Source organism: Streptomyces sp. NBC_01237 (genome assembly GCF_035917275.1).
Lineage (GTDB): Bacteria > Actinomycetota > Actinomycetes > Streptomycetales > Streptomycetaceae > Streptomyces.
The window spans coordinates 2,082,640-2,102,745 of record NZ_CP108508.1; the positions used below are offsets into that span (position 1 = coordinate 2,082,640).

The window sequence follows — 20,106 nt, forward strand, 5'->3', positions numbered from 1 at the left end:
CCGTCTTTGTGTCGTTCTTGCAACACACCGGGTGCGCCCGGTTCAGGCGAGGCCCGCCTCCTTCATCTGGCGCAGTTCCTTCTTCAACTCGCCCACCTCGTCGCGCAGCCGGGCGGCGACCTCGAATTGCAGGTCAGCGGCGGCCGCCCGCATCCGGTCGGTCATCTCCTCGATGATCCCGGCCAGTTCGGTGGCGGGCCGGTCGCTGACCACCGCACCGTTCGACTTGGCCCTGCCCGGGGCGCCGCCCTTGGCCGCCTTCGCGCCGAGCGCCGGAACCGGGGCCTTGGCGCCCTTCGTCTGGCGGTAGCCGCTGCCGAGGAGCTGCTCGGTGTCGACCTCCTCGCGGGCGATGGTCGCGACGATGTCGTTGATCTTCTTGCGCAGCGGCTGCGGATCGATGCCGCGCTCGGTGTTGTACGCGATCTGCTTCTCGCGGCGGCGGTTGGTCTCGTCGATGGCCTGCGCCATCGCCGGGGTGATCTTGTCCGCGTACATATGGACCTGGCCGGACACGTTACGAGCCGCACGTCCGATGGTCTGGATGAGCGAGGTGCCGGAGCGCAGGAACCCCTGCTTGTCCGCGTCGAGAATGGCCACCAGGGAGACCTCGGGCAGGTCGAGCCCCTCGCGCAGGAGGTTGATCCCCACCAGGACGTCGTACTCACCGGAGCGCAGTTCACGCAGGAGCTCGATACGGCGCAGCGTGTCGACGTCACTGTGCAGATAGCGGACCTGGATGCCCAGCTCCAGGAAGTAGTCCGTGAGGTCCTCGGACATCTTCTTGGTGAGGGTGGTCACCAGGACCCGCTCGTCCCGCTCGGTGCGCTTGCGGATCTCGTGCACCAGGTCGTCGATCTGGCCCTCGGTGGGCTTGACGACGACCTCGGGGTCGATGAGGCCGGTGGGGCGGATGATCTGCTCCACGAAGCCGTCGCCGCGCGAGAGCTCGTACTTCCCGGGGGTGGCGGAGAGATAGACGGTCTGGTCGATGCGCTTCAGGAACTCCTCCCACTTCAGCGGGCGGTTGTCCATGGCCGAGGGCAGCCGGAACCCGTGGTCGACGAGAGTCCGTTTGCGGGAGGCGTCCCCTTCGTACATCGCGCCGATCTGCGGCACCGTGACGTGCGACTCGTCGAGGACGAGGAGGAAGTCCTCGGGGAAGTAGTCGAGGAGGGTGTTGGGGGCGGTGCCGGGGGCACGGTCGTCGAAGTGCATCGAGTAGTTCTCGACGCCCGAACAGGTGCCGATCTGGCGGAGCATCTCGATGTCGTACGTCGTGCGCATGCGCAGCCGCTGGGCCTCCAGCATCTTGCCCTGCTTCTCCAGCTCGGCAAGGCGCTGTTCCAGCTCCGCCTCGATGCCGCCGACCGCCTTCTCCATGCGCTCGGGTCCCGCGACGTAGTGGCTGGCGGGGAAGACGTGGAGCGACTGGTCCTCGCTGATGACCTCGCCGGTGAGCGGGTGGAGGGTGGAGAGGGCCTCGATCTCGTCGCCGAACATCTCGATGCGGACGGCGAGCTCCTCGTAGACCGGGAAGATCTCGATGGTGTCGCCGCGCACCCGGAAGGTGCCGCGGGTGAACGCCAGGTCGTTACGGCTGTACTGCATCTCGACGAACCGGCGCAGCAGCTGGTCGCGGTCGACCTCCTCGCCGACCTTGAGCTGGACCATCCGGTCCACGTACTCCTGGGGCGTACCGAGGCCGTAGATGCAGGAGACGGAGGCGACCACGACGACGTCACGCCGGGTGAGCAGCGAATTCGTCGCGGAGTGGCGCAGCCGCTCGACCTCCTCGTTGATCGAGGAGTCCTTCTCGATGTAGGTGTCCGACTGCGGTACGTACGCCTCGGGCTGGTAGTAGTCGTAGTACGAGACGAAGTACTCGACGGCGTTGTTGGGCAGGAGCTCGCGGAACTCGTTGGCCAGCTGGGCGGCGAGGGTCTTGTTCGGTGCCATCACCAGGGTGGGGCGCTGGAGCTTCTCGATCATCCACGCGGTGGTCGCCGACTTGCCGGTGCCGGTCGCGCCGAGCAGGACCACGTCCTTCTCGTCCGCGCGGATACGCCGCTCCAGCTCGGCGATGGCCGCCGGCTGGTCGCCACTGGGCTGGTAGGAGCTGACGACCTCGAAAGGCGCCACCGAACGTTCGATCTTCGAAACGGGCCGCATGCAACCACCGTACGACCCCCCACTGACAACGGCGTCGGATCAGCGGTGGCGCGGGGGCCTGGTGTCCCGGCGGGCGGGGGTCTCATGGGTCGCGCGCTGCCGCTGGACGGGCATGGTCCGGGGCCGGGCGCCGTCGCGGGCGCCACGGCCGCCCCGCGGGTCGTGCCGGTCGGGCTCCCCCATGACCACCAGCGGGTCGAACATCACGACCACCCCGGCCAGCAGCAGGAAACAGGCGGGGCCGATCAGCATCGGGACGATCAGGGTGGCGGGGGTTTCACCGGCCGGGGCGCCCGAGCCGGCGTCGGCATGCAGGTGGACATCGAGCGCGGCCATGCCGGTGTAGTGCATTCCGCTCACCGCCACCCCCATGACCAGGCTCGCGCCGAGGCTGGCCGCGAAGCCGTGGACGGAGACGGCGGCCCAGAGCGAGGCCGTCGCGGCCACCACCGCGATCACCACGGAGAGGGACACGGTGACCGTGTCGTACGTGAACTGTCCCCGCAGCTGCATCCCGGCCATGCCGAGGTAGTGCATGGAGGCCACGCCGAGGCCGGTGATCGTCCCGCCGGTGATCAGCGCCATGCGCGTCGCGCCGCGGTAGCCGACAATGAAAATGCCGATGCCGACCATCACGATCGCCACGGCGAGGCTCGCGAAGGTGAGGGCCTTGTCGTAGGCGATCGGTGCCCCTTCGACGGTGAAGCCCATCATGGCGACGAAATGCATGGTCCAGATACCGGAGCCGATGGAGGTGGCGCCCAGCCCCAGCCAGCCGGCCTTGAAGGAGCGTTCCGTGCGCAGTGACCGGGTCGTGCAGCGCAGTCCCAGCGCGGCACCGAGACAGGCCATGGCAAAGGCCACGACCGGAGTCACGAGGCCGTAGGTGAATCCGTCCACTGTGCCCTGCATGCTGGTACGCCCTTCACGGAAGCCCGGGTTGGGGTGACCCTAAGGGGCGAGGCCCGGCAGACAAACATAAGAGCCGCATTTTATCGACACGGAAATCGGCCCCCGGATCCGGTACCGAAGATTCCGTTCACGTTGTGGCCATCGGTGCCCTGTCCTCCGTTGGTGATCGGCTGCAAGTCTCTGCCTGTCCGCATCTCTGACGCGAGGAGTACACGTGTCCGTACGCACCGCAACTGCGTCCACCGCTGTCGCCACTCTGCTCGGCGCCGGTGCCCTGCTGCTTCCCGCCTCCCAGACACAGGCAGCCGACCGGCACGACAGCCCGGTCGTCTTCGCCCACCGGGGTGCCTCGGCCTACGCGCCGGAGAACACCCTGGCCGCCGTCGACGCCGCGGACGACCTGGGCATCGACTGGGTGGAGAACGATGTACAGCTCACCAAGGACGGTGAGCTGGTCGTCATTCACGACACCAACCTCAAGCGGACGACGGACGCCGAGCAGGTCTATCCCGACCGCGCCCCCTGGGCGGTCAAGGACTTCACCGCCGCCGAGATCGCCCGACTGGACGCGGGCAGCTGGTTCGGCACACAGTTCACGGGCGCCCGGGTGCCGACGCTCAAGCAGTATCTGCACCGGGTCGAGAAGAACCGCCAGAAGCTGCTGCTGGAGATCAAGAGCCCGGAGACGTACCCGGGCATCGAGAAGGCGACCCTGCGGGTGCTGCGGCACGAGGGCTGGCTCGACCGCGGCCACGTCCGGAACAAGCTGATCATCCAGAGCTTCGGCGGCGACAGCGTGAAGAAGGTGCACGAGCTCCGCCCCGACATCACCACCGGCTTCCTGGGCACCCCGGCGGTGGCCGATCTGCCGTCGTACGCGGCGTTCACCGACCAGATCAACCCCTCGTACCCGACGATCAGCGCGGACTACGTGGCGGCCGTGCACGCGCTGAAGGGCGCGCACGGCAAGCGGCTCCGGGTGAACACCTGGACCGTCAACGACGCGACGAACGCGGCCAAGGTCCAGGGTTTCGGGGTCGACGGCATCATCACCAACTACCCCGACGTCGTGCGCGACGCCACGCGCTGACCCGGAACACAAGGACGGAGCAGCGCCGGGCGACGGGCGACGGCTACGAACGGCCGTGGATCCGCCGTTGTCAGTGACCGGTCGTACGGTGGTCGGCATGAACAGCGACGAGCAGTCCGTGGAGTGGTCCGTCGTGCCCAGCGGCATCGGGCCGCTGTTGCTCGCCGCCACCGGCACGGGGCTGGTGAGCGTGGTCTTCCACGCCCGCCCCCCGGTACGGGAGAAGGCGCTCGGGCAGCTGCGGACGCGGCTCGGCGCGGAGCCGGTACAGGCCCCCGGCTCCGCGCGGCTCGCCGAGCCGATACGCCAGCTCGCGGCGTACTTCACGGGTGGGCTGAAGGAATTCACGCTCCCCCTGGACTGGTCGCTGACCTCGGGTTTCCACCGGGAGGTCCTCCGCGAGCTGGCGTCCGGCGTGCCGTACGGGACGGTCGTCGGGTACGGGGACCTGGCGGCGCGGGTCGGGCAGCCGGGGGCGGCGCAGGCCGTGGGGGCGGCCATGGGGTCCAACCCGCTGCCGGTCGTGGTGCCGTGCCACCGGGTGGTGGAGAGCGACGGCGGACTCGGCGGCTTCGGCGGCGGGCTGGAGACCAAGCGGCAGCTGCTCGCCCTGGAAGGGGTCCTCCCGCAGCCCTTGTTCTAGAAGGGGCGGGCGAGGGACCGCATCTGGTTCTGGAAGGGGTGGGCGAAAGACCGCACCTGGGACGGGAAAGCGCCGGGGACACCACAGCCGCCTTCGTACTCACGTACGAGGAGTGGCACACTTCGCCGGTGACGACGACCCTCCCGGTACCACCGGTCACGGCTGCCGACCTGCCCGTTCTGCGCCGCAGGACCTCTGCCGTGCTCATCGCCAGCCAGATACTCGGCGGCCTCGGTGTGCCCATCGGCATCGCCCTGGCCCCGGTCCTGGCCACGGAGGTGAGTGGCTCCGAAGCGCTGTCCGGTCTCGCCCCGACCGCCTCGGTGGCCGGTACGGCGCTGCTGTCCCTGCCGCTGGCCGCGCTGATGACCTCGCGGGGCCGCCGCCCCGGTCTGGTGCTCGCCTATCTGGTCGGTGCGCTCGGCGCGGGCCTGGTGGTGCTCGCGACCGTCGTGGAGAGCTTTCCGCTGCTGCTGCTCGGCATGGCCGGGTTCGGCGCGGGCTCGTCGGCCAATCTCCAGGCCCGGTTCGCCGCCGCGGATCTCGCGGCGCCGGAACGGCGGGGCCGGGCCATCTCCACCGTCATCTGGGCCACCACGATCGGTTCGGTGCTCGGCCCCAACATCGCGGCGCCCGCGGGCCGCCTCTTCCGCGGTACGTCCGTGTCCGAGACGGCGGGGCCGTTCCTCATCGCGGCCGCCATCTTCCTGCTCGCGGGCCTGGTGGTCGCGGTCCTGCTGCGCCCCGATCCCCTGCTCACCGCGCGGGCGCTGGCTCCGGGCGACGACCGCTCCACCGGGAAGCGTTCACTGCGTACCGGAATCGCCGCCGTCCGGGCCGCGCCGATGGCCCGGCTGGCGCTGGTGACCGTGGCCGTGTCGCACACCGCCATGGTTTCGATCATGGTCATGACCCCGGTGGACCTGGGACGGCACGGTGCGGACATCCAGCTGATCGGGCTGGTCATCAGCGGCCATATCGCGGGCATGTACGCGTTCTCGCCGGTGATGGGGTGGCTGTCCGACCGGCTCGGCCGGCTCGCCGTCATCGGTCTGGCGGTCGGCCTGCTCGCCTGCGCCGCGCTGCTGGCGGGCACCGCCGGTGCCCGCCACGGACAGACCGCCGCAGGGCTGTTCGTGCTCGGTCTCGGCTGGTCGGCGGGCATGATCGCCGGTTCGGCCCTGCTCACCGACTCCGTGCCGCAGGCGGCCCGCGCCGCCGTGCAGGGCCTGTCGGACCTGACCATGAACACGGCGGCGGGCATCGGCGGAGCCGCCGCCGGGGTGATCGTCGCCCAATGGGGCTACGGCCTGCTGAACGCGATCGGCGCCTGCCTGCTGCTGCCGATGGCCGCGCTCGCCCTTCGCCGCGGCCTGCGAGAGGGCTAGGACGCAGGGCCGGGACGCAGGGCCGAGGGCGGGGCGGATACCGGCGGCCTCAGAGGCTGCGGAAGCCCGGACAACTCCAACGGCCCCCAGCGGCCCGACCGGCTCCGGACCGCCCCAACGGCTCCCGACCGGCTTCAGTGGCCCCAGCGGCCAGAGACCTGAGAGAGCCGCGACACCTCAGAGGCTGATGTGGTACGCCTTGCGCAGCGTCTCGTGCACCGTCCACGTCGTACGGTCGCCCTCCCGCAGCACGCAGGCGTCCCCCGGCCCGATCTCCAGCGTCGCGCCGCCGTCGACCACGACCGTCGCCCGCCCGCTGACGACCACGAACAGTTCGTCGGCCTCGGTGTCGGTGACCACTCCGGGCGTGATCTGCCAGATCCCGCGCACCTGCTTGCCGTCCCCGGACTCCCACAGCACCTTCCCCGTCACCACGGGGTCCCCGGAGACGATCTGTGCCGGATCCAGGGGTTCCGGCTCCAGTTCGGCGTCCGGAATGTGCACGGCGAAGGAGGCAGGAGCTTGATCAAGTGTTGTCATGGCCGGTCACCTTAGCGAGCACCCCCGGAGACCCCGCCACCAGGCCCGGCCTGCGGGCACCGCGGACGGGCACCGCGAACCGGCACCGAGGGGCTTCGGGGGAAGCACCGGGGAACGTGCCGCTCCGTGTTTGCGGGCGCCGTGCCCGCGACAGGGATGGGGCATGCCACAGAACGCATCGGAGCGGACACCCGAGCACACCCCCGGCCCCACGCGGGGCGACACCCGGCGCTACGCACCGGTGCTGTCCGACGAAGTGGGCGCGGCCATCGCCGCCCGGCGCCCGGTCGTCGCCCTGGAGTCGACGATCATCGCGCACGGCCTGCCGCGTCCCCGCAATCTTCTGGTCGCCAGGGAACTGGAGGAGCTCGTCCGCTCCTCGGGGGCCGTCCCCGCCACCGTCGCCGTGCTGGACGGCCGGGCCCATGTGGGCCTGGACAAGACGGGGTTGGAGCGGGTCGCCGGTGACCCGGCGATACGGAAGCTGGGCCACCGGGACCTCGCGCCCGCCCTGGCGGCGGGCACGAGCGGGGCGACGACGGTGTCCGCGACGGCCTTCCTCGCGGCCCGCGCGGGTCTGCGCGTCTTCGCCACCGGCGGCCTCGGCGGAGTGCACCGGGAATGGACGCGGAGCCAGGACGAGTCGGCGGACCTGCGGCTGCTCGCGCGTACCGGCATCACCGTGGTGTGCGCGGGAGTGAAGTCGATCCTCGACGTCCCGGCCACCCTCCAGCGCCTGGAGACCCTGGGAGTCGGAGTGCTCGGCTACGGCACCGGGTATTTCCCCGGCTTCTACCTCAGCAGTTCGGGCGAGCCGGTCGACTGGACGGTGCGTACGCCCGAGGAGGTGGCGGAGGTGATGCGGGCGCGCGAGGCGCTCGGCGGACCGGAATCCGCGTTGATCGTCGCCAACCCCGTACCGGAGGAGGACCAGTTGGATCCCGCGACGCACGACCGGGTGCTGGCCGAGGCACTGGACGCGTGCCGGGAGCGCGGCATCGTGGGGCAGGCCGTCACACCGTTCCTGCTGGACCAGCTGATGCGGCGGACCCAAGGTGCTTCACTGGAGGCCAACTTGGCCGCGGTACGCGGAAACGTGCGGCTCGCGGCACGGATCGCAGCGGCGGCCGTACGGTGACGGAGGCGGGCGACCGCTCCCCGTCCGGCGGGCTCCTCGTCGTCGGCGAGGTGGTCACGGACATCGTGGCCCGGCACGCGTCGGCGCTCGTCCACGGCACGGACACGGCAGCACGGATCAGCACACTGCCGGGCGGCGCGGGCGCCAACGCGGCGTGCTGGGCGGCCCGTTCCGGCTGCCGGGACGTCACCCTGCTGGCCCGCGCGGGCGCCGGTTCCGTGAGCTGGCACCGGGAGTCCCTGGAGCGGGCGGGCGTACGTCCGCTGCTGGCCGTGGACGCCGAGACACCCACCGCGACGGTCATCGCACTGGTGGACCGGGCCGCCGAGCGCACGTGCCTCACCGACAGCGGCGCGGTACTGCGCCTGCGCCCCGACGACTTCTCGCCCTCGATGCTCGACGGCATCGCCCACCTCCACATCTCCGGCTATCTCCTGTTCGGCGCGACGAGCCGCGCGACGGCCCTGCTCGCGGCCGGGGCGGCCCGGCAGCGGAACATCCCGGTGAGCGTGGACCCCGCCTCCGCGGGATTTCTGGCCGGCCTCGGCGTCGACCGGTTCCTGGAGTTCACCGAGGGGACCGACCTGTTGCTGCCCAACGCGGACGAGGCCAGGATGCTGACCGGTCTGCCCGAACCCGCCGACGCGGCGGCCAAGTTGAGCCGGCAGTTCCCCCAGGTCGTCGTCACCCTCGGCGACCGGGGCGCCCTGCTGGCCGCCGAGGGGGCGGTGACCGGCCACGTCGCCGCCGTGCCGGTCCGCGATCCGGTCGACTCGACGGGGGCGGGTGACGCGTTCACCGGCGGCTTCCTCGCGGCCCGCCTCGCCGGGGCGGACGACGCGTCGGCAGCGGCGGCGGGCTGCCGGGCGGGGGCCGAGGCGGTCGCGACGGTCGGCGGCAGACCCCCCGCTTAGCCCTCGCGCGGCTCACCCTTCCGCTCGGCCGTCAGCCCCCGGTCCTCAGCCCCGACCAGGCAGGATGCCGTGGGTCATCGGCCCGTACGACCACATCGGCATGCCCGGTGGGCGCCACCTCGTCCTCGTGACGGGCGAAGGCGGGCAGCGTCCACCGGTCCGCCTCCTCGGTGCGCCGCAGCAGAGCCCCCGGCGAGAGCCGCAGGTGGACACTCAGGTCGAACGGGAACCAGCGCCCCAGCAGCAGCGGCCCGTGCACGAGCACCACCCCGCCCTCCGGCAGCGTCCGGTACGGGCTCCTGGTGGCCCGGTCCGTCACCGGGTCCCACAGGTCCGGCAGCACCCTTCCTCTGCCGCCCGCCTCCAGTGGCCCGAACACCTCGCGCCACAGCGCGCCCGTGTCGAACCAGCCGTCGGTGTACGAGTCGGGGTCCTCCTTGCCGTACTCGTACCGAAGGCTCGCCGGACGCAGGAACCCCTCGGTCGCGACGGTGAGCACCGCACGGCCGCGCACCCGCAGCCGCTGGGCGACACGGTCGGCCAGTTCGCCGGTACGGGCGGCCGGGGCGCCGTCGATGCCGGCCTTGAGCCAGGCGCCACCGTCCGCCGGCGTCAGGCCGTCGATGTGCGCGGACAGGGCATCGGCCAGCCCGTCCCAGGTGATCGCTTCGAGTCGCACCTGTCCATCATCCCCCGCCGGGCCGCTCCGCCGCCGGGGGCCGCCGGTGTCCGAGGTGCCGCTCCACGAGGCGGGCCACCCGGTCGGCCCGCGGACCGGGGCCGGGTTCGCGGGCGGCGGCGAGGCGGGCGATGTCGGCGGGCCAGTCGCCGGTGACGGTGTCCGGTGCGTCGATGCGCCGGAAGCCGCGCTCCAACAGGCCCAGGGCGGTCCGCGGCTGCTCGCGCAGCACCGCCTTCACCGCGGCGACCGCGTTGGCGAGCGCGCCGGCGGGCCTGGACCAGTCCTCGCCACGCGCACCGGGGCCGCCGTCGGCCGGGCCGTGGGTCAGGCATTCGTCGGGAGGACCGACGGCCGGCGCGGCGCCGATCTCCAGATCGAGGCGCCGGAAGAGCGGAAGGTCCACGAAGGACGCGAGGAGCAGGCGTCGTCCCGGGGAATGCCGGAGGTCGGGGCCGGTGCGCAGCGATTCGAGGGGACGCGGCGCACGGAGAACGTCCGGTGCGGCCTCGGTACAGGCCGCGAAGCGGTCGTCGGGCACGGTCCAGTTGATGTCGATGTCGCTGTGGACATCCGCCGTCCCCCGGGCCGGAGGCCCGCTCAGTTCGGCACGGGAGCCGGGGCTGTGGGCGCGCAGCGCACGCAACAGGTCCTGGGCGAACGCGGCACGGCACGCCGGATCGAGGGGCGCGTCGCCGCAGTCCGGAGCGTCAGCCTGCGGTACGTGGCCGCAGTGCGCGTCGTCGTCCGTGAACGGCCGGACGGCCGCTCCCTTCCGCCCCGATCCGGGGCACGGACCCGGGCGCGGCCACGCTGCCACTGGCTCCCGCGCCGCGACCGCCGCGACCCGCCTCACCTCGCCACGGCGTCATTCACCGCGCAGTTCGGCGGCGAGCGGTCCTTCGCCCACCACCTCGATCCGGCCGTCCGCGACCGCCTCCAGGACGGTCGCCTCCCCCCGGCCGAGCGCCAGACACAACTCGGCGTCGAGGGCGATCCGGACGTCGGGGCGCTCGGCGGGACCGTATCCGTACACGTCCTCCACTTCCCCGTCCGCCGCCCTCCGCTCCGAACCGGCCCCCGGCCCCCTTCCCGTACGGACATGGAACTCGCCCTCGTCCAGGTGAACTTCGACGACTCCGGCGTGCGTCAGGCCCTCCAGGGCGCGCAGCAGCGGCAGTGCGAACCAGTGCGCCCGTACCGCGTCGGTGGGTCGCCGCTCGTCCAGCGCGGGCGCCCCCCACTCGGCGAGCGCGGCCAGGACGGGCAGCAGGCCCCGGCCGCGCCCGGTGAGCTCGTACACGGACGCGGCGGCCGGGGGCGGGAGCCGGCGGCGTACGGCGAGGCCGCTCTGCTCCATGTCCTTGAGGCGGGAGGCCAGGACGTCGGTGCTGACGCCGGGCAGGTCGGCGTGGAGATCGGTGTAGCGGCGGGGGCCCGCCAGCAGTTCACGGACGATCAGCAGGGTCCACCGGTCGCCGACGGAGTCGAGGGCGCGGGCGGCGGCGCAGAACTGGTCGTAGCTCCGGCGGCGGACGGGGCGTGCTGCTTGCTGCTGCTGACGTGGCATGCGACGCAGTCTAGACATGTTGTTGGACTTTCCAAGCTCCAGCTTGGTAAAACCAAGTATCGCAATTCGGCTCGGGGAGGCACCGCATGGAGTTCCAGCAGTCCAGCAAGCTCAACGAGGTCTGTTACGAGATCCGGGGCCCGGTCATCGAGCACGCCAACGCCCTTGAGGAGGCGGGCCACAGCGTGCTCCGCCTCAACACCGGCAATCCGGCGCTCTTCGGCTTCGAGGCGCCGGAGGAGATCGTCCAGGACATGATCCGGATGCTCCCGCAGGCCCACGGCTACACCGATTCACGCGGCATCCTCTCCGCGCGGCGTGCCGTGGCACAGCGGTACCAGACCATGGGGCTGCCGGATGTCGGCGTGGACGACGTCTTCCTCGGCAACGGGGTCTCCGAGCTCATCTCCATGTCCGTCCAGGGACTGCTGGAGGACGGCGACGAGGTCCTGATCCCGTCCCCCGACTATCCGCTGTGGACCGCGGTGGTGACGCTCGCGGGCGGCAGGGCCGTGCACTACGTCTGCGACGAGTCCGCGGACTGGAACCCGGACCTCGCCGACATGGCGTCGAAGATCACCGACCGCACCAGGGCCGTCGTGATCATCAACCCGAACAACCCGACCGGCGCCGTGTACCCGCGCGAGATCCTCGAAGGAATCCTCGATCTCGCCCGCAGGCACGGGCTGATGGTGTTCGCCGACGAGATCTACGACCAGATCCTCTACGACGACGCCGTGCACCACAGTGTGGCGGCCCTCGCCCCCGATCTGGTCTGCCTCACCTTCAGCGGGCTGTCGAAGACCTACCGCGTCGCGGGATTCCGCTCGGGCTGGATGGTGGTGTCCGGGCCGAAGCAGCACGCCCGCAGCTATCTGGAGGGCCTGACCATGCTCGCCTCCATGCGGCTGTGCCCCAACGCGCCCTCGCAGTACGCCATCCAGGCGGCCCTGGGCGGCCGGCAGTCCATCCGGGAGCTGGTGGCTCCCGGCGGCAGGCTGTACGAACAGCGCAACCGGGCCTGGGAGAAGCTCAACGAGATCCCCGGCGTGTCCTGCGTGAAGCCGAAGGGAGCGCTGTACGCGTTCCCTCGCATCGACCCGAAGGTGCACCTCATCGTCGACGACGAGAAGTTCGTCCTCGATCTGCTGCTGCGCGAGAAGATCCAGGTGGTCCAGGGCACCGGTTTCAACTGGCCGCGTCCTGACCATTTCCGGATTCTGACCCTCCCGTACGCTGACGATCTTGACGCGGCGATCAGCCGCATCGGCCGCTTCCTGAACGGATACCGTCAGTGACCTGCTCCTTCTGCCCGGTTCCCGTCCATACCCAGTTCGCCACCGCGGAGCTGGTGGGGCCGATCGTCGAGGGCGGATTCGATCCGGCCGACGATCCGGGCTGGGCCGGTTCGGGCGCTCGGTCGCCCGCCGAGTACGCGCGCTGGGCCGGTCATCTGTGCGGGATGACCTGCCTGCGCATGGCCCTCGGCGGCGACGCCCCCGCAGCTCCCGGCGCTCCCGTCCCTTCCTTGTTCGCGCTGCGCGACGGGGCGTTGACGTACGGGGCGTACACCGTGGACGACGACAGGGAGATCCACGGTCTGATCTACGCCCCGTTCGCCCAGTACGTAAGGGAGACGCACGGCATCGACGCGACGGTGCACCGGCACCTCGCTCCGGACGAGATCCCCGGGCTGCTGGACGAGGGCCGGACGGTGATGACGTCCGTGCACTACGGGATCCGGCACCCCGAGCGGCCCGCTCCCGGACGGGGCGGGCATCTGGTGCTGGTGACGTCCCGCACGGCCGACGGGGACGGGGTCCACTTCCACAATCCGTCCGGGACGAACGCCGGGACGCGGACTGCGCAGCTGCCGCTGGCGGACTTCGAGCGCTTCTTCGCCGGTCGCGGCATCTCGCTGGGCCCCGGTCCGCTGCGGAGCGCGGGAACGGGCCCCGGCCCGGTGCGGAGCGCGGAAACGGGCCCCGGTCCGGGAGCGGGCATGGGCACGGGCCCCGGAACGGGAGCGGGCATGGGCACGGGCCCCGGAACGGGAGCGGGCCCGGAGGCGTAGCCGGCCTCCGGGCCCTGTGATTGCCGCCCATACGGCACGCCGGCACGTTTAAGGACCTGGGTCAGTCGTCATGTCGTCGCGTCCTGCCTTTAGACGACCGCAGATCGAAGCTCTGCGGGCCGGAGTCGAACCGGCATCTCGACGCCCTCGGGCCCAGGCCCGTTTGATCCGGCGATCGGCGGCGAATGCTGAATCTGGAGCAAGAGTCTGAGATTGATCGCGGTCTGCCTCTGCCTGTTGGGCTACTCCGGCCCGTACGCGTACACCTTCGGGCTGTGTACGCGGGAAGTGCCGGAGGGAGGAATCGAACCTCCACTGGAACCGCGTCGTCACGACAAGCTTCAGTGTCAGCTTGCGCTCCTCGCGCACCCCGGCCGTGTGTCGTGGTGGCCGGGGAATCCATGGTCGGTCACCCGAAGAGGTAACCGAATACCGCATCACCCACCCGCTGGTCGGTGACATCTCCGCCGTTGGCCTCCTCGCGGGCGAACTTCACGGCCTGCTGGAGCTTTTCCACCCGGTCCAGCAGTTCGTTGACGCGCCGCGCGGGAAGGGCCCCGGAGAACTTCACCGTCGTCCAGTACCCGATCGGGATGTCCTCGTAGTACACCTCGACCTGCGCCGGGTGCTTCTCGGTGGCCTCCGCCTTCACATGGTTGCGGGGCACCTTCTTCGTACGGAGCGTCCTGACCGGTTCGGTCTTCCAGGAGTCCGTCGAGGGGTCCTGCGTCCACGCCTCGGAGGCGTCGAGCACGGGCAGCTTGCGGACGAAGGTGTTGATGTCGGTCAGCTGCTTCTCCAGGAAGAGCAGATACGACACCGGCACCGCACTCACCAGCACCCGTCCGTCGACCAGCACATCGGCGCGGGCCGAGCAGTTCGCCCAGTCCTTCGTGGCGGTCACGTCGAAGAGCCGGGTCAGCGTCACCGCGGTCTCCCGCAGGACGTCCTCGGCCTTGACCTGCACCAGCGTCGACTCGGGCGGAAGCTGCTCGCCCTCCTCGTCCTTCGGCTGGTAGGTCCGGGAGATCCCGGCCAGCAATCCGGCCTTCTGGAGGCCGTGATGCGCCGCCGTCAGGTCCTGATGGGCCTTGGACTTGACGCCCTTCTCCACTGCGATGATCTGATTGAGTTTCGCCACACGCAGGAACGTAGCACCGTCAACTTCGCTGGCCCAAAGGGTTTTTACGGCTTCGCGCCGCAGCATCCGTCCTCGTCGGCACGAGTGGTCCGGCGGGCCCCGGAGCGGGGGCACGCATGGCCGGGATCAGCCGCCCAGCAGGGCTTCGAGGGCGCTCACCGGGTCGGTGTCCGGGGTGGCGCGGGGCCACCAGTCGTCGGCGCCTGGATCGGACTCGTAGCCGTACCAGCGGCCGTCGTGACCGAAGCGGAGCTGAAGCGCGCCGCCGGGGTGGGTGAGGTGATTGCGCCAGGGCTGGAAGCGGGGGAAGTCGGCGGCGGCCAGGGCGGGGCGGGCCCGGTCGAACGGCCCGGCCGGGGGGTCCCAGGGGGTTTCCAGAACCGTGAGTCCTTCGGCATCTCCCTGACGCCAGGCGGCGACGGCCCGGGCCAGGTCGGTGGTGGTACGGCCGGTGGCGTAGGCCAGCTCCCGGTAGAGGGCCCGGGTGGTGGCGGTGAGCCCGGCGGTGGGACGGGCAGCCGCCAGCCGGACCGCGTCCTGCCATGCGGTGAGACCCGCGAGCGGGTCCCGGCCGGTGGTCAGCAGGCCATGGGCGCGGGCCGCCGCGTCCGTCGCGAGGTGGTCGAGGCCCAACGGGTCGCGCGCACCCGGCAGATCCGGGTACGACGGGGGCTGGCCCGGGTGCGGGGGAACCGGAAGGGGCAGGGGGAGCGGCGGCAGGAACCGGTCGGCCAGCGCCGCACCGGCCGCCACCGCGGGAGCGGCCGAGGCGGCGGGACGCTCACGCGCGGAGTGTTCCGCGTTCCTGCGGCCCAGCTCGTCGAGGAGCTCCCGCTCTCCCCTGCCCCGCATCAGCAGCAGGACGAACGGGTCGCTGTCGAGCAGCCTGGCCGTCTGGAAGCAGAGCGCCGCGACATGTTTGCAGGGCCGGCCGTGGTCGGGGCACGAGCAGCTCGGATCGAGGTCACCGGCGGCCGGCAGCAGCCGGGTGTCGGCCTCCTGGGCCGTCTCGGCCAGGGAGTGCGGCATCTCCTTGGCCAGCAGCGCGGACAGATGCCCGGGGCGAGCGGCGACCGCGTCGAGGAGGGCGTCCCATCCGGTGTCCGTGAAGGTGCGCAGGCGCAGTTCGGCACGGTACGGGCGGGGGCGGCTGCCGTGGACATAGGCGACGACGCGGCCGGGAGTGACGGTGATCGCCGCGACATGGCCACCGTCCGCGTACGTACGGCCGCGGGCGAGCCGCGCCTCGTCCATCGACAGGGACTCCAGGGCGGCCACCCAGGCACGTCCCCACCAGCTGTCCGCGAAGGGCTCCCCGTCGGCGGACGTGCGGGCCGGCACCGCTTCGAAGGTCCGCCGCAGATCGTCGGGGCCCGACCGGGACCGGGGCGCCGTGCGCGGCGCGGGGCGGGGGCTCACACCGGCCTCCGGAGCGAGACGAGATCGGCGAGATCACGGTCGCTGAGCTCGGTCAGGGCGGTCTCGCCGGTGCCGAGGACCGCGTCGGCCAGGGCCCTCTTGGACTCCAGCAGCTCACCGATCCGGTCCTCCACCGTCCCCTCCGCGATCAGCCGGTGGACCTGCACGGGCTGGGTCTGGCCGATGCGGTACGCCCGGTCGGTGGCCTGCTCCTCGACCGCCGGGTTCCACCAGCGGTCGTAGTGGATGACATGAGCGGCACGGGTGAGATTCAGCCCGGTGCCGGCCGCCTTGAGGGAGAGCAGGAAGACCGGGATCTCGGCGTCCTGGAAGCGGTCCACCATCCGTTCGCGTTCGGGCACCGGCGTGCCGCCGTGCAGCAGTTGGGAGGGGATGGCCCGGGACGCCAGGTGGGCGGAGAGGAGCCGGGCCATCGTCACGTACTGGGTGAAGATCAGGACCGACCCGCCCTCGGACAGGATCGTGTCGAGGAGTTCGTCCAGGAGCGCGAGCTTGCCGGAGCGGCCCGTGAGCCGGGTCGGCTCCTCCTTCAGATACTGCGCGGGGTGGTTGCAGATCTGCTTGAGCGAGGCCAGCAGCTTCATCACCAGGCCGCGTCGGGCGATGCCTTCCGCGGCCTCGATCTGCGCCATCGTCTCGCGCACCGCCGCCTCGTAGAGCGTGACCTGTTCTCGGGTGAGGGAGACGGGGTGGTCGGTCTCCGTCTTCGGCGGCAGCTCGGGGGCGATGCCGGGGTCCGACTTCTTGCGGCGCAGCAGGAAGGGGCGGACGAGCCGGGCCAGCCGCTCGACCGCTTCGTCGTTGCCCAGGCCCGCGGCCGTGCCGGTGTTCTCCACGATCCGGGCGTGCCGGGACCGGAAGGCCTTGAGCGGGCCGAGCAGCCCGGGGGTCGTCCAGTCGAGCAGCGCCCAGAGTTCGGAGAGGTTGTTCTCCACTGGGGTACCGGTCAGGGCCACGCGGGCCGGGGCCGGAATGGTGCGCAGCGCCTTGGCCGTGGAGGAGTGCGGGTTCTTCACGTGCTGCGCCTCGTCGGCGACGACCAGTCCCCAGGGCTGTGCGGCGAGTTGGGCCGCGCTGGAACGCATCGTGCCGTACGTGGTGAGGACGAAACCGCCGTCCGGGTCGGTCAGGGTCCGGTCGGTGCCGTGGAACCGGCGCACCGGAACGCCCGGCGCGAAGCGGTTGATCTCCCGGTGCCAGTTGCCGAGGAGGGAGGCGGGGCAGATCACCAGCGTCGGCGCGGGGTGGGCGCGGTGCAGATGCAGGGCGATCACGGTGATCGTCTTGCCGAGGCCCATGTCGTCGGCGAGGCAGCCGCCGAGTCCGAGCGAGGTCATCCGGTCCAGCCAGGCCAGACCGCGCAGTTGGTAGTCGCGCAGGGTCGCGTCCAGGCCGGGCGGTGGCGGAACGGTCGCGTCGTCGGCGAGGATCCGGGCCCGGAGCGCGGCCAGCGCGCCGGCCGGCACCGCGTCGACCTGTTCGCCGTCGACCTCGGCGCTGCCGGTGAGGGCGACGGCGAGTGCGTCCACCGGGTCGAGCAGGCCGAGCTCCCGCTTGCGTGCCTTGCGTACGAGCGCGGGGTCGACGACCACCCACTGGTCACGCAGCCGCACCACGGGGCGGTGGGCCTCGGCCAGGGTGTCCATCTCTGCCTCGGTCAGCTGCTCGTCACCGAGCGACAGCTGCCAGTTGAAGGCGAAGAGCTGCTCGGCGTCGAAGAACGAGGTGCCGTCGGTGGCCGAGCCGGGTGCGGGCCGGACGACGGCGGCCGCGGTGAGCGAACGGGCGAGCTCCCGCGGCCAGTGGACGTTGACCCCGGCCGCGGTCAGGAGGGCCCCGGCATCGCTCAGCAGCTCGTACAGCTCGTCCTCGGTGAGGGCGAGCACGTCGGGGACGGGCTGGTCGAGCAGCCGCTCCAGCGGCGCCCAGACGCGCGCGGCACGGCGCAGCGCGAGCACCGCGTCGACCTGGGCACGGGGTCCGAACGGCTCCCCTCCCCCGCCGTTCCACAGGGCGGCGGCGTCGATGACGTACGTCGGGTCGGCGAGGCTGTGCACCTGGACGACGGCCGCTGCGGCATGGCGTACGGCGGGATCGTCCGGGCTGCCGGGACCGTCGGGGCCGTCCGCGGCGACGGCGTAGGTGTCCGCGGTGTCGAAGAGCTCGTACGCGGAGAGGTCGAGCCGCAGCGAGACCCGGACACCCGCGTCCAGGCCGGACGCGACCTCGACGGCCCAGGCGGCGGCGCCGGGAAGATGCTGGGCCTCCCGGGCGGCGAACGGGGCGCCCATCGCGTAGGCCGCGGCCGGCGTACGCGGCAGGGTGTCGGCGACCGCGTCGAGGAAGGCCCCGATCAGGAACTCGGGGTCGGTGAGCCGGAGCGGCGCGAGGTCGTCCACCGGCACCGCGTACCCCTCGGGAGGCATGGCGGCGGCGACGGCCCGCAGATGCGCGACATCCTCGGCGTCACGCGGACCGGCCCGCCAGGCGTCGTGGTCGTCGGCCGTCAGTCCGGGCAGCAGTCTGCCGCGTGCCACCAGATTCAGCGCGTGCAGCGCGGCGGCACCCCAGCAGCGGGTGGCGGGATGGGCGGACGCCTGATGGCGGGCGAGGGCGAGCAGCGGCAGCGCGTCCGCCACGGGCAGCAGCAGCGCGGGCACGGTGCGGGCACGGACGCTGTGCGTGCCGTGCGTGCTGTCCGCGCCGTCCCGCCGGACCACGGTCAGTTCGGTCGGTTCGGTGGTGGCGTGAGCGGGACTTCCGGCCGGTGCGGGATCGGCGGCGTACGCGAACGGATTCCCGGCCCGCGCGGTGTCTGCGCGCTCCTCGGGGTCCCAGAAGGCGATCCGGCCGTCCCTCGGCAGGGCGGCGGGCAGGAAGACCGCCGGGCAGCGCAGCAGGCGGCCGATACGCGCGTCCTGCGCGTCCCGCAGGTCCCGTGCCGTCATCTCCGGCCACCCCCTCCCGCCCTGATCCGTGTCTGTTCCCTCTGACTCCGCGAGTCTAGGCGGGGGGTCTGACAACGTCCGACCTGGCCGCGTTCCCGCAGCTCAGGACCGTCGGCGAGCGGAGTGCGATCAAGGGCGGACGATCATCAGCGGCGGACGGACGTCAGTGGTGAACGGACGTCGATGGTGGACGTCCGTGGTGAACGTCAGTGGTGGGCGAACGGTTCGGCACCGGACCGCTCGTCCGTGTCCGCGTCCGCCGCTGCCGGAGCGGCGGTGGACCCCGAGGGACCCTTTCGCTGCGGAAGGTGCGACGGCCGTCGCATCGACGGCGATGGCGCCGACTGCACGGGCGACGCCTGCTGGGCGCTTTCCCGCGGCTCGGGCGGCACGGCCTCCGGCAGCTGCTGTTGTTGCGGCTGTTGTTGCGGCGGCTGCGGCGCGATGTGCTGCTGCGGCTGTTGTTGCGCGATGTGCTGCTGCGGCTGCTGCGCCCTTTCCAGGAAGCGGAGCAGCTCCACCGGGAACGGCAGGACGAGGGTGGAGTTCTTCTCGGCCGCGACCGCGACCACGGTCTGGAGGAGTCGCAGTTGCAGGGCCGCCGGCTGGGTGGACATCTCCTTGGCCGCCTCGGCCAGCTTCTTCGACGCCTGCAGTTCCGCGTCGGCGTTGATCACCCTGGCGCGCCGTTCCCGGTCGGCCTCCGCCTGACGCGCCATGGAGCGCTTCATCGTCTCGGGCAGCGATACGTCCTTGATCTCCACCCGGTCGATCTGCACGCCCCAGCCCACGGCCGGGCTGTCGATCATCAGCTCCAGGCCCTGGTTCAGCTTCTCCCGGTTGGACAGGAGGTCGTCCAGATCACTCTTACCGATGATCGACCGCAGCGACGTCTGGGCCATCTGCGACACCGCGAACCGGTAGTCCTCGACCTCGACGACCGCGCTCGCCGCGTCGACCACCTTGAAGTAGATGACGGCGTCCACCCGGACCGTCACGTTGTCCCGGGTGATTCCGTCCTGGGCCGGCACCGGCATCGTCACGATCTGCATGTTCACCTTGCGGAGCCGCTCCACGCCGGGCAGAACCATGGTGAATCCAGGTCCTCGCACATCGTTGCGGAGCCTGCCGAGCCGCAGCACCACACCGCGCTCGTACTGCTTGACCACGCGGGCCGCGCTTGCCGCGTACAGCGCGCCGACGCACAGTACCGCCACGATCGCGATCACCAGCTCCTGGACCATGACGGCCCCCTGACAAGATCGAAGTCTTAGCAATTGAGCTCTATTAACACGATATGCCCACTATGCACACCCGTCGAACGTCCGTTGCGCCGAAGCTCGCCCGGTCGGCCGCCCTCCGGATGCCGAGCCGTCGCGGAGCGGGCAGCGTGACCAGCGCCGGGACGTCCCCCATGGCGTACAGGCACAGCATGTGACGTACAGATGAGCCGGACG

The 20,106-nt window shown here is 71.5% G+C and carries 16 protein-coding genes and 2 pseudogenes; 7 read left to right on the forward strand and 11 right to left on the reverse strand.

Annotation, left to right across the window (positions count from 1 at the left end; translation table 11 throughout):
* Window positions 1-42: 42 nt before the first annotated feature.
* Together uvrB and OG251_RS09300 are read right to left on the reverse strand one after the other, a co-directional pair.
* Window positions 43-2,172 (reverse strand): excinuclease ABC subunit UvrB, encoded by a 2,130-nt coding sequence (gene uvrB, locus OG251_RS09295; RefSeq protein ID WP_326676711.1) that lies wholly within the window; start codon window positions 2,170-2,172, stop codon window positions 43-45.
* Window positions 2,173-2,211: 39 nt separating this feature from the next.
* Window positions 2,212-3,084 (reverse strand): MHYT domain-containing protein, encoded by an 873-nt coding sequence (locus OG251_RS09300; protein ID WP_326676712.1) that lies wholly within the window; start codon window positions 3,082-3,084, stop codon window positions 2,212-2,214.
* Window positions 3,085-3,298: 214 nt separating this feature from the next.
* On the opposite strand from OG251_RS09300, the gene OG251_RS09305 reads away from it, so the two are divergent.
* The 3 genes from OG251_RS09305 to OG251_RS09315 all read left to right on the forward strand — a co-directional run bounded on the left by OG251_RS09305 (window position 3,299) and on the right by OG251_RS09315 (window position 6,205).
* Window positions 3,299-4,174 carry a glycerophosphodiester phosphodiesterase gene (locus OG251_RS09305; RefSeq protein WP_326676713.1) on the forward strand — a complete coding sequence of 292 codons (876 nt, stop codon included), beginning with the start codon at window positions 3,299-3,301 and terminating at the stop codon, window positions 4,172-4,174.
* Between the two features lie 97 nt (window positions 4,175-4,271).
* Entirely contained in the window at window positions 4,272-4,817 is a 546-nt protein-coding gene (locus OG251_RS09310; RefSeq protein ID WP_326676714.1) for a methylated-DNA--[protein]-cysteine S-methyltransferase, read from the forward strand.
* 200 nt (window positions 4,818-5,017) lie between these two features.
* Entirely contained in the window at window positions 5,018-6,205 is a 1,188-nt protein-coding gene (locus OG251_RS09315; RefSeq protein WP_326681196.1) for an MFS transporter, read from the forward strand.
* Between the two features lie 177 nt (window positions 6,206-6,382).
* Here OG251_RS09315 and OG251_RS09320 read toward each other — a convergent pair whose 3' ends face one another.
* The gene (locus tag OG251_RS09320; RefSeq protein WP_073720313.1) at window positions 6,383-6,745 is read right to left on the reverse strand and encodes a cupin domain-containing protein; all 363 of its coding nucleotides are present in this window, start codon (window positions 6,743-6,745) and stop codon (window positions 6,383-6,385) included.
* A 163-nt stretch (window positions 6,746-6,908) separates the two neighbouring features.
* Here OG251_RS09320 and OG251_RS09325 point away from each other — a divergent pair, with 163 nt between their 5' ends.
* Both OG251_RS09325 and OG251_RS09330 read left to right on the forward strand, forming a co-directional pair.
* Window positions 6,909-7,883: a pseudouridine-5'-phosphate glycosidase gene (locus OG251_RS09325; protein ID WP_326676715.1), complete on the forward strand. Its 975-nt coding sequence runs from the start codon at window positions 6,909-6,911 to the stop codon at window positions 7,881-7,883.
* Entirely contained in the window at window positions 7,880-8,797 is a 918-nt protein-coding gene (locus OG251_RS09330) for a carbohydrate kinase family protein (RefSeq protein WP_326676716.1), read from the forward strand. The genes OG251_RS09325 and OG251_RS09330 overlap by 4 nt, the downstream gene beginning before the upstream one ends.
* Window positions 8,798-8,828: 31 nt before the next feature.
* Here OG251_RS09330 and OG251_RS09335 read toward each other — a convergent pair whose 3' ends face one another.
* Genes OG251_RS09335 through OG251_RS09345 form a run of 3 tightly spaced genes read right to left on the reverse strand, consistent with a single transcriptional unit; the run spans window position 8,829 to window position 11,046 of the window.
* Entirely contained in the window at window positions 8,829-9,476 is a 648-nt protein-coding gene (locus OG251_RS09335) for a uridine kinase (protein WP_326676717.1), read from the reverse strand.
* A 7-nt stretch (window positions 9,477-9,483) separates the two neighbouring features.
* The gene (locus OG251_RS09340) at window positions 9,484-10,296 is read right to left on the reverse strand and encodes a hypothetical protein (protein ID WP_326676718.1); all 813 of its coding nucleotides are present in this window, start codon (window positions 10,294-10,296) and stop codon (window positions 9,484-9,486) included.
* A 48-nt stretch (window positions 10,297-10,344) separates the two neighbouring features.
* Window positions 10,345-11,046, reverse strand: a complete 702-nt coding sequence (locus tag OG251_RS09345) for a winged helix-turn-helix transcriptional regulator (protein WP_326676719.1) — start codon at window positions 11,044-11,046, stop codon at window positions 10,345-10,347.
* A gap of 86 nt (window positions 11,047-11,132) precedes the next feature.
* Here OG251_RS09345 and OG251_RS09350 point away from each other — a divergent pair, with 86 nt between their 5' ends.
* A complete protein-coding gene (locus OG251_RS09350) occupies window positions 11,133-12,344 on the forward strand; it encodes a pyridoxal phosphate-dependent aminotransferase (protein WP_326676720.1) in 1,212 nt (403 codons plus the stop codon).
* Window positions 12,341-12,973: pseudogene (locus tag OG251_RS09355) on the forward strand (peptidase); the annotation flags it as partial. The gene OG251_RS09350 and the pseudogene OG251_RS09355, both read left to right, overlap by 4 nt.
* 436 nt (window positions 12,974-13,409) lie before the next feature.
* On the opposite strand, the pseudogene OG251_RS09360 reads toward OG251_RS09355, so the two are convergent.
* The 5 genes and pseudogenes from OG251_RS09360 to OG251_RS09380 all read right to left on the reverse strand — a co-directional run bounded on the left by OG251_RS09360 (window position 13,410) and on the right by OG251_RS09380 (window position 19,893).
* Window positions 13,410-13,495: pseudogene (locus OG251_RS09360) on the reverse strand.
* Between the two features lie 34 nt (window positions 13,496-13,529).
* Window positions 13,530-14,261, reverse strand: coding sequence for a DUF7873 family protein (locus OG251_RS09365; protein WP_266808164.1), 732 nt, complete (start codon window positions 14,259-14,261; stop codon window positions 13,530-13,532).
* Window positions 14,262-14,387: 126 nt separating this feature from the next.
* The gene (locus OG251_RS09370; RefSeq protein WP_326676722.1) at window positions 14,388-15,680 is read right to left on the reverse strand and encodes an SWIM zinc finger family protein; all 1,293 of its coding nucleotides are present in this window, start codon (window positions 15,678-15,680) and stop codon (window positions 14,388-14,390) included.
* Entirely contained in the window at window positions 15,677-18,649 is a 2,973-nt protein-coding gene (locus OG251_RS09375; protein ID WP_326676723.1) for a DEAD/DEAH box helicase, read from the reverse strand. The genes OG251_RS09370 and OG251_RS09375 overlap by 4 nt, the downstream gene beginning before the upstream one ends.
* A gap of 206 nt (window positions 18,650-18,855) precedes the next feature.
* Window positions 18,856-19,893, reverse strand: coding sequence for a slipin family protein (locus tag OG251_RS09380; protein ID WP_326676724.1), 1,038 nt, complete (start codon window positions 19,891-19,893; stop codon window positions 18,856-18,858).
* Window positions 19,894-20,106: the final 213 nt, after the last annotated feature.

Excerpts from the sequence above, each read along its gene's own strand:
- uvrB (WP_326676711.1), bottom strand. The coding sequence starts at position 2,172 with ATGCGGCCCGTTTCGAAGATCGAACGTTCGGTGGCGCCTTTCGAGGTC.
- OG251_RS09300 (WP_326676712.1), bottom strand. The coding sequence starts at position 3,084 with ATGCAGGGCACAGTGGACGGATTCACCTACGGCCTCGTGACTCCGGTC.
- OG251_RS09310 (WP_326676714.1), top strand. The coding sequence starts at position 4,272 with ATGAACAGCGACGAGCAGTCCGTGGAGTGGTCCGTCGTGCCCAGCGGC.
- OG251_RS09320 (WP_073720313.1), bottom strand. The coding sequence starts at position 6,745 with ATGACAACACTTGATCAAGCTCCTGCCTCCTTCGCCGTGCACATTCCG.
- OG251_RS09325 (WP_326676715.1), top strand. The coding sequence starts at position 6,909 with ATGCCACAGAACGCATCGGAGCGGACACCCGAGCACACCCCCGGCCCC.
- OG251_RS09345 (WP_326676719.1), bottom strand. The coding sequence starts at position 11,046 with ATGCCACGTCAGCAGCAGCAAGCAGCACGCCCCGTCCGCCGCCGGAGC.
- OG251_RS09350 (WP_326676720.1), top strand. The coding sequence starts at position 11,133 with ATGGAGTTCCAGCAGTCCAGCAAGCTCAACGAGGTCTGTTACGAGATC.
- OG251_RS09375 (WP_326676723.1), bottom strand. The coding sequence starts at position 18,649 with ATGACGGCACGGGACCTGCGGGACGCGCAGGACGCGCGTATCGGCCGC.
- OG251_RS09380 (WP_326676724.1), bottom strand. The coding sequence starts at position 19,893 with ATGGTCCAGGAGCTGGTGATCGCGATCGTGGCGGTACTGTGCGTCGGC.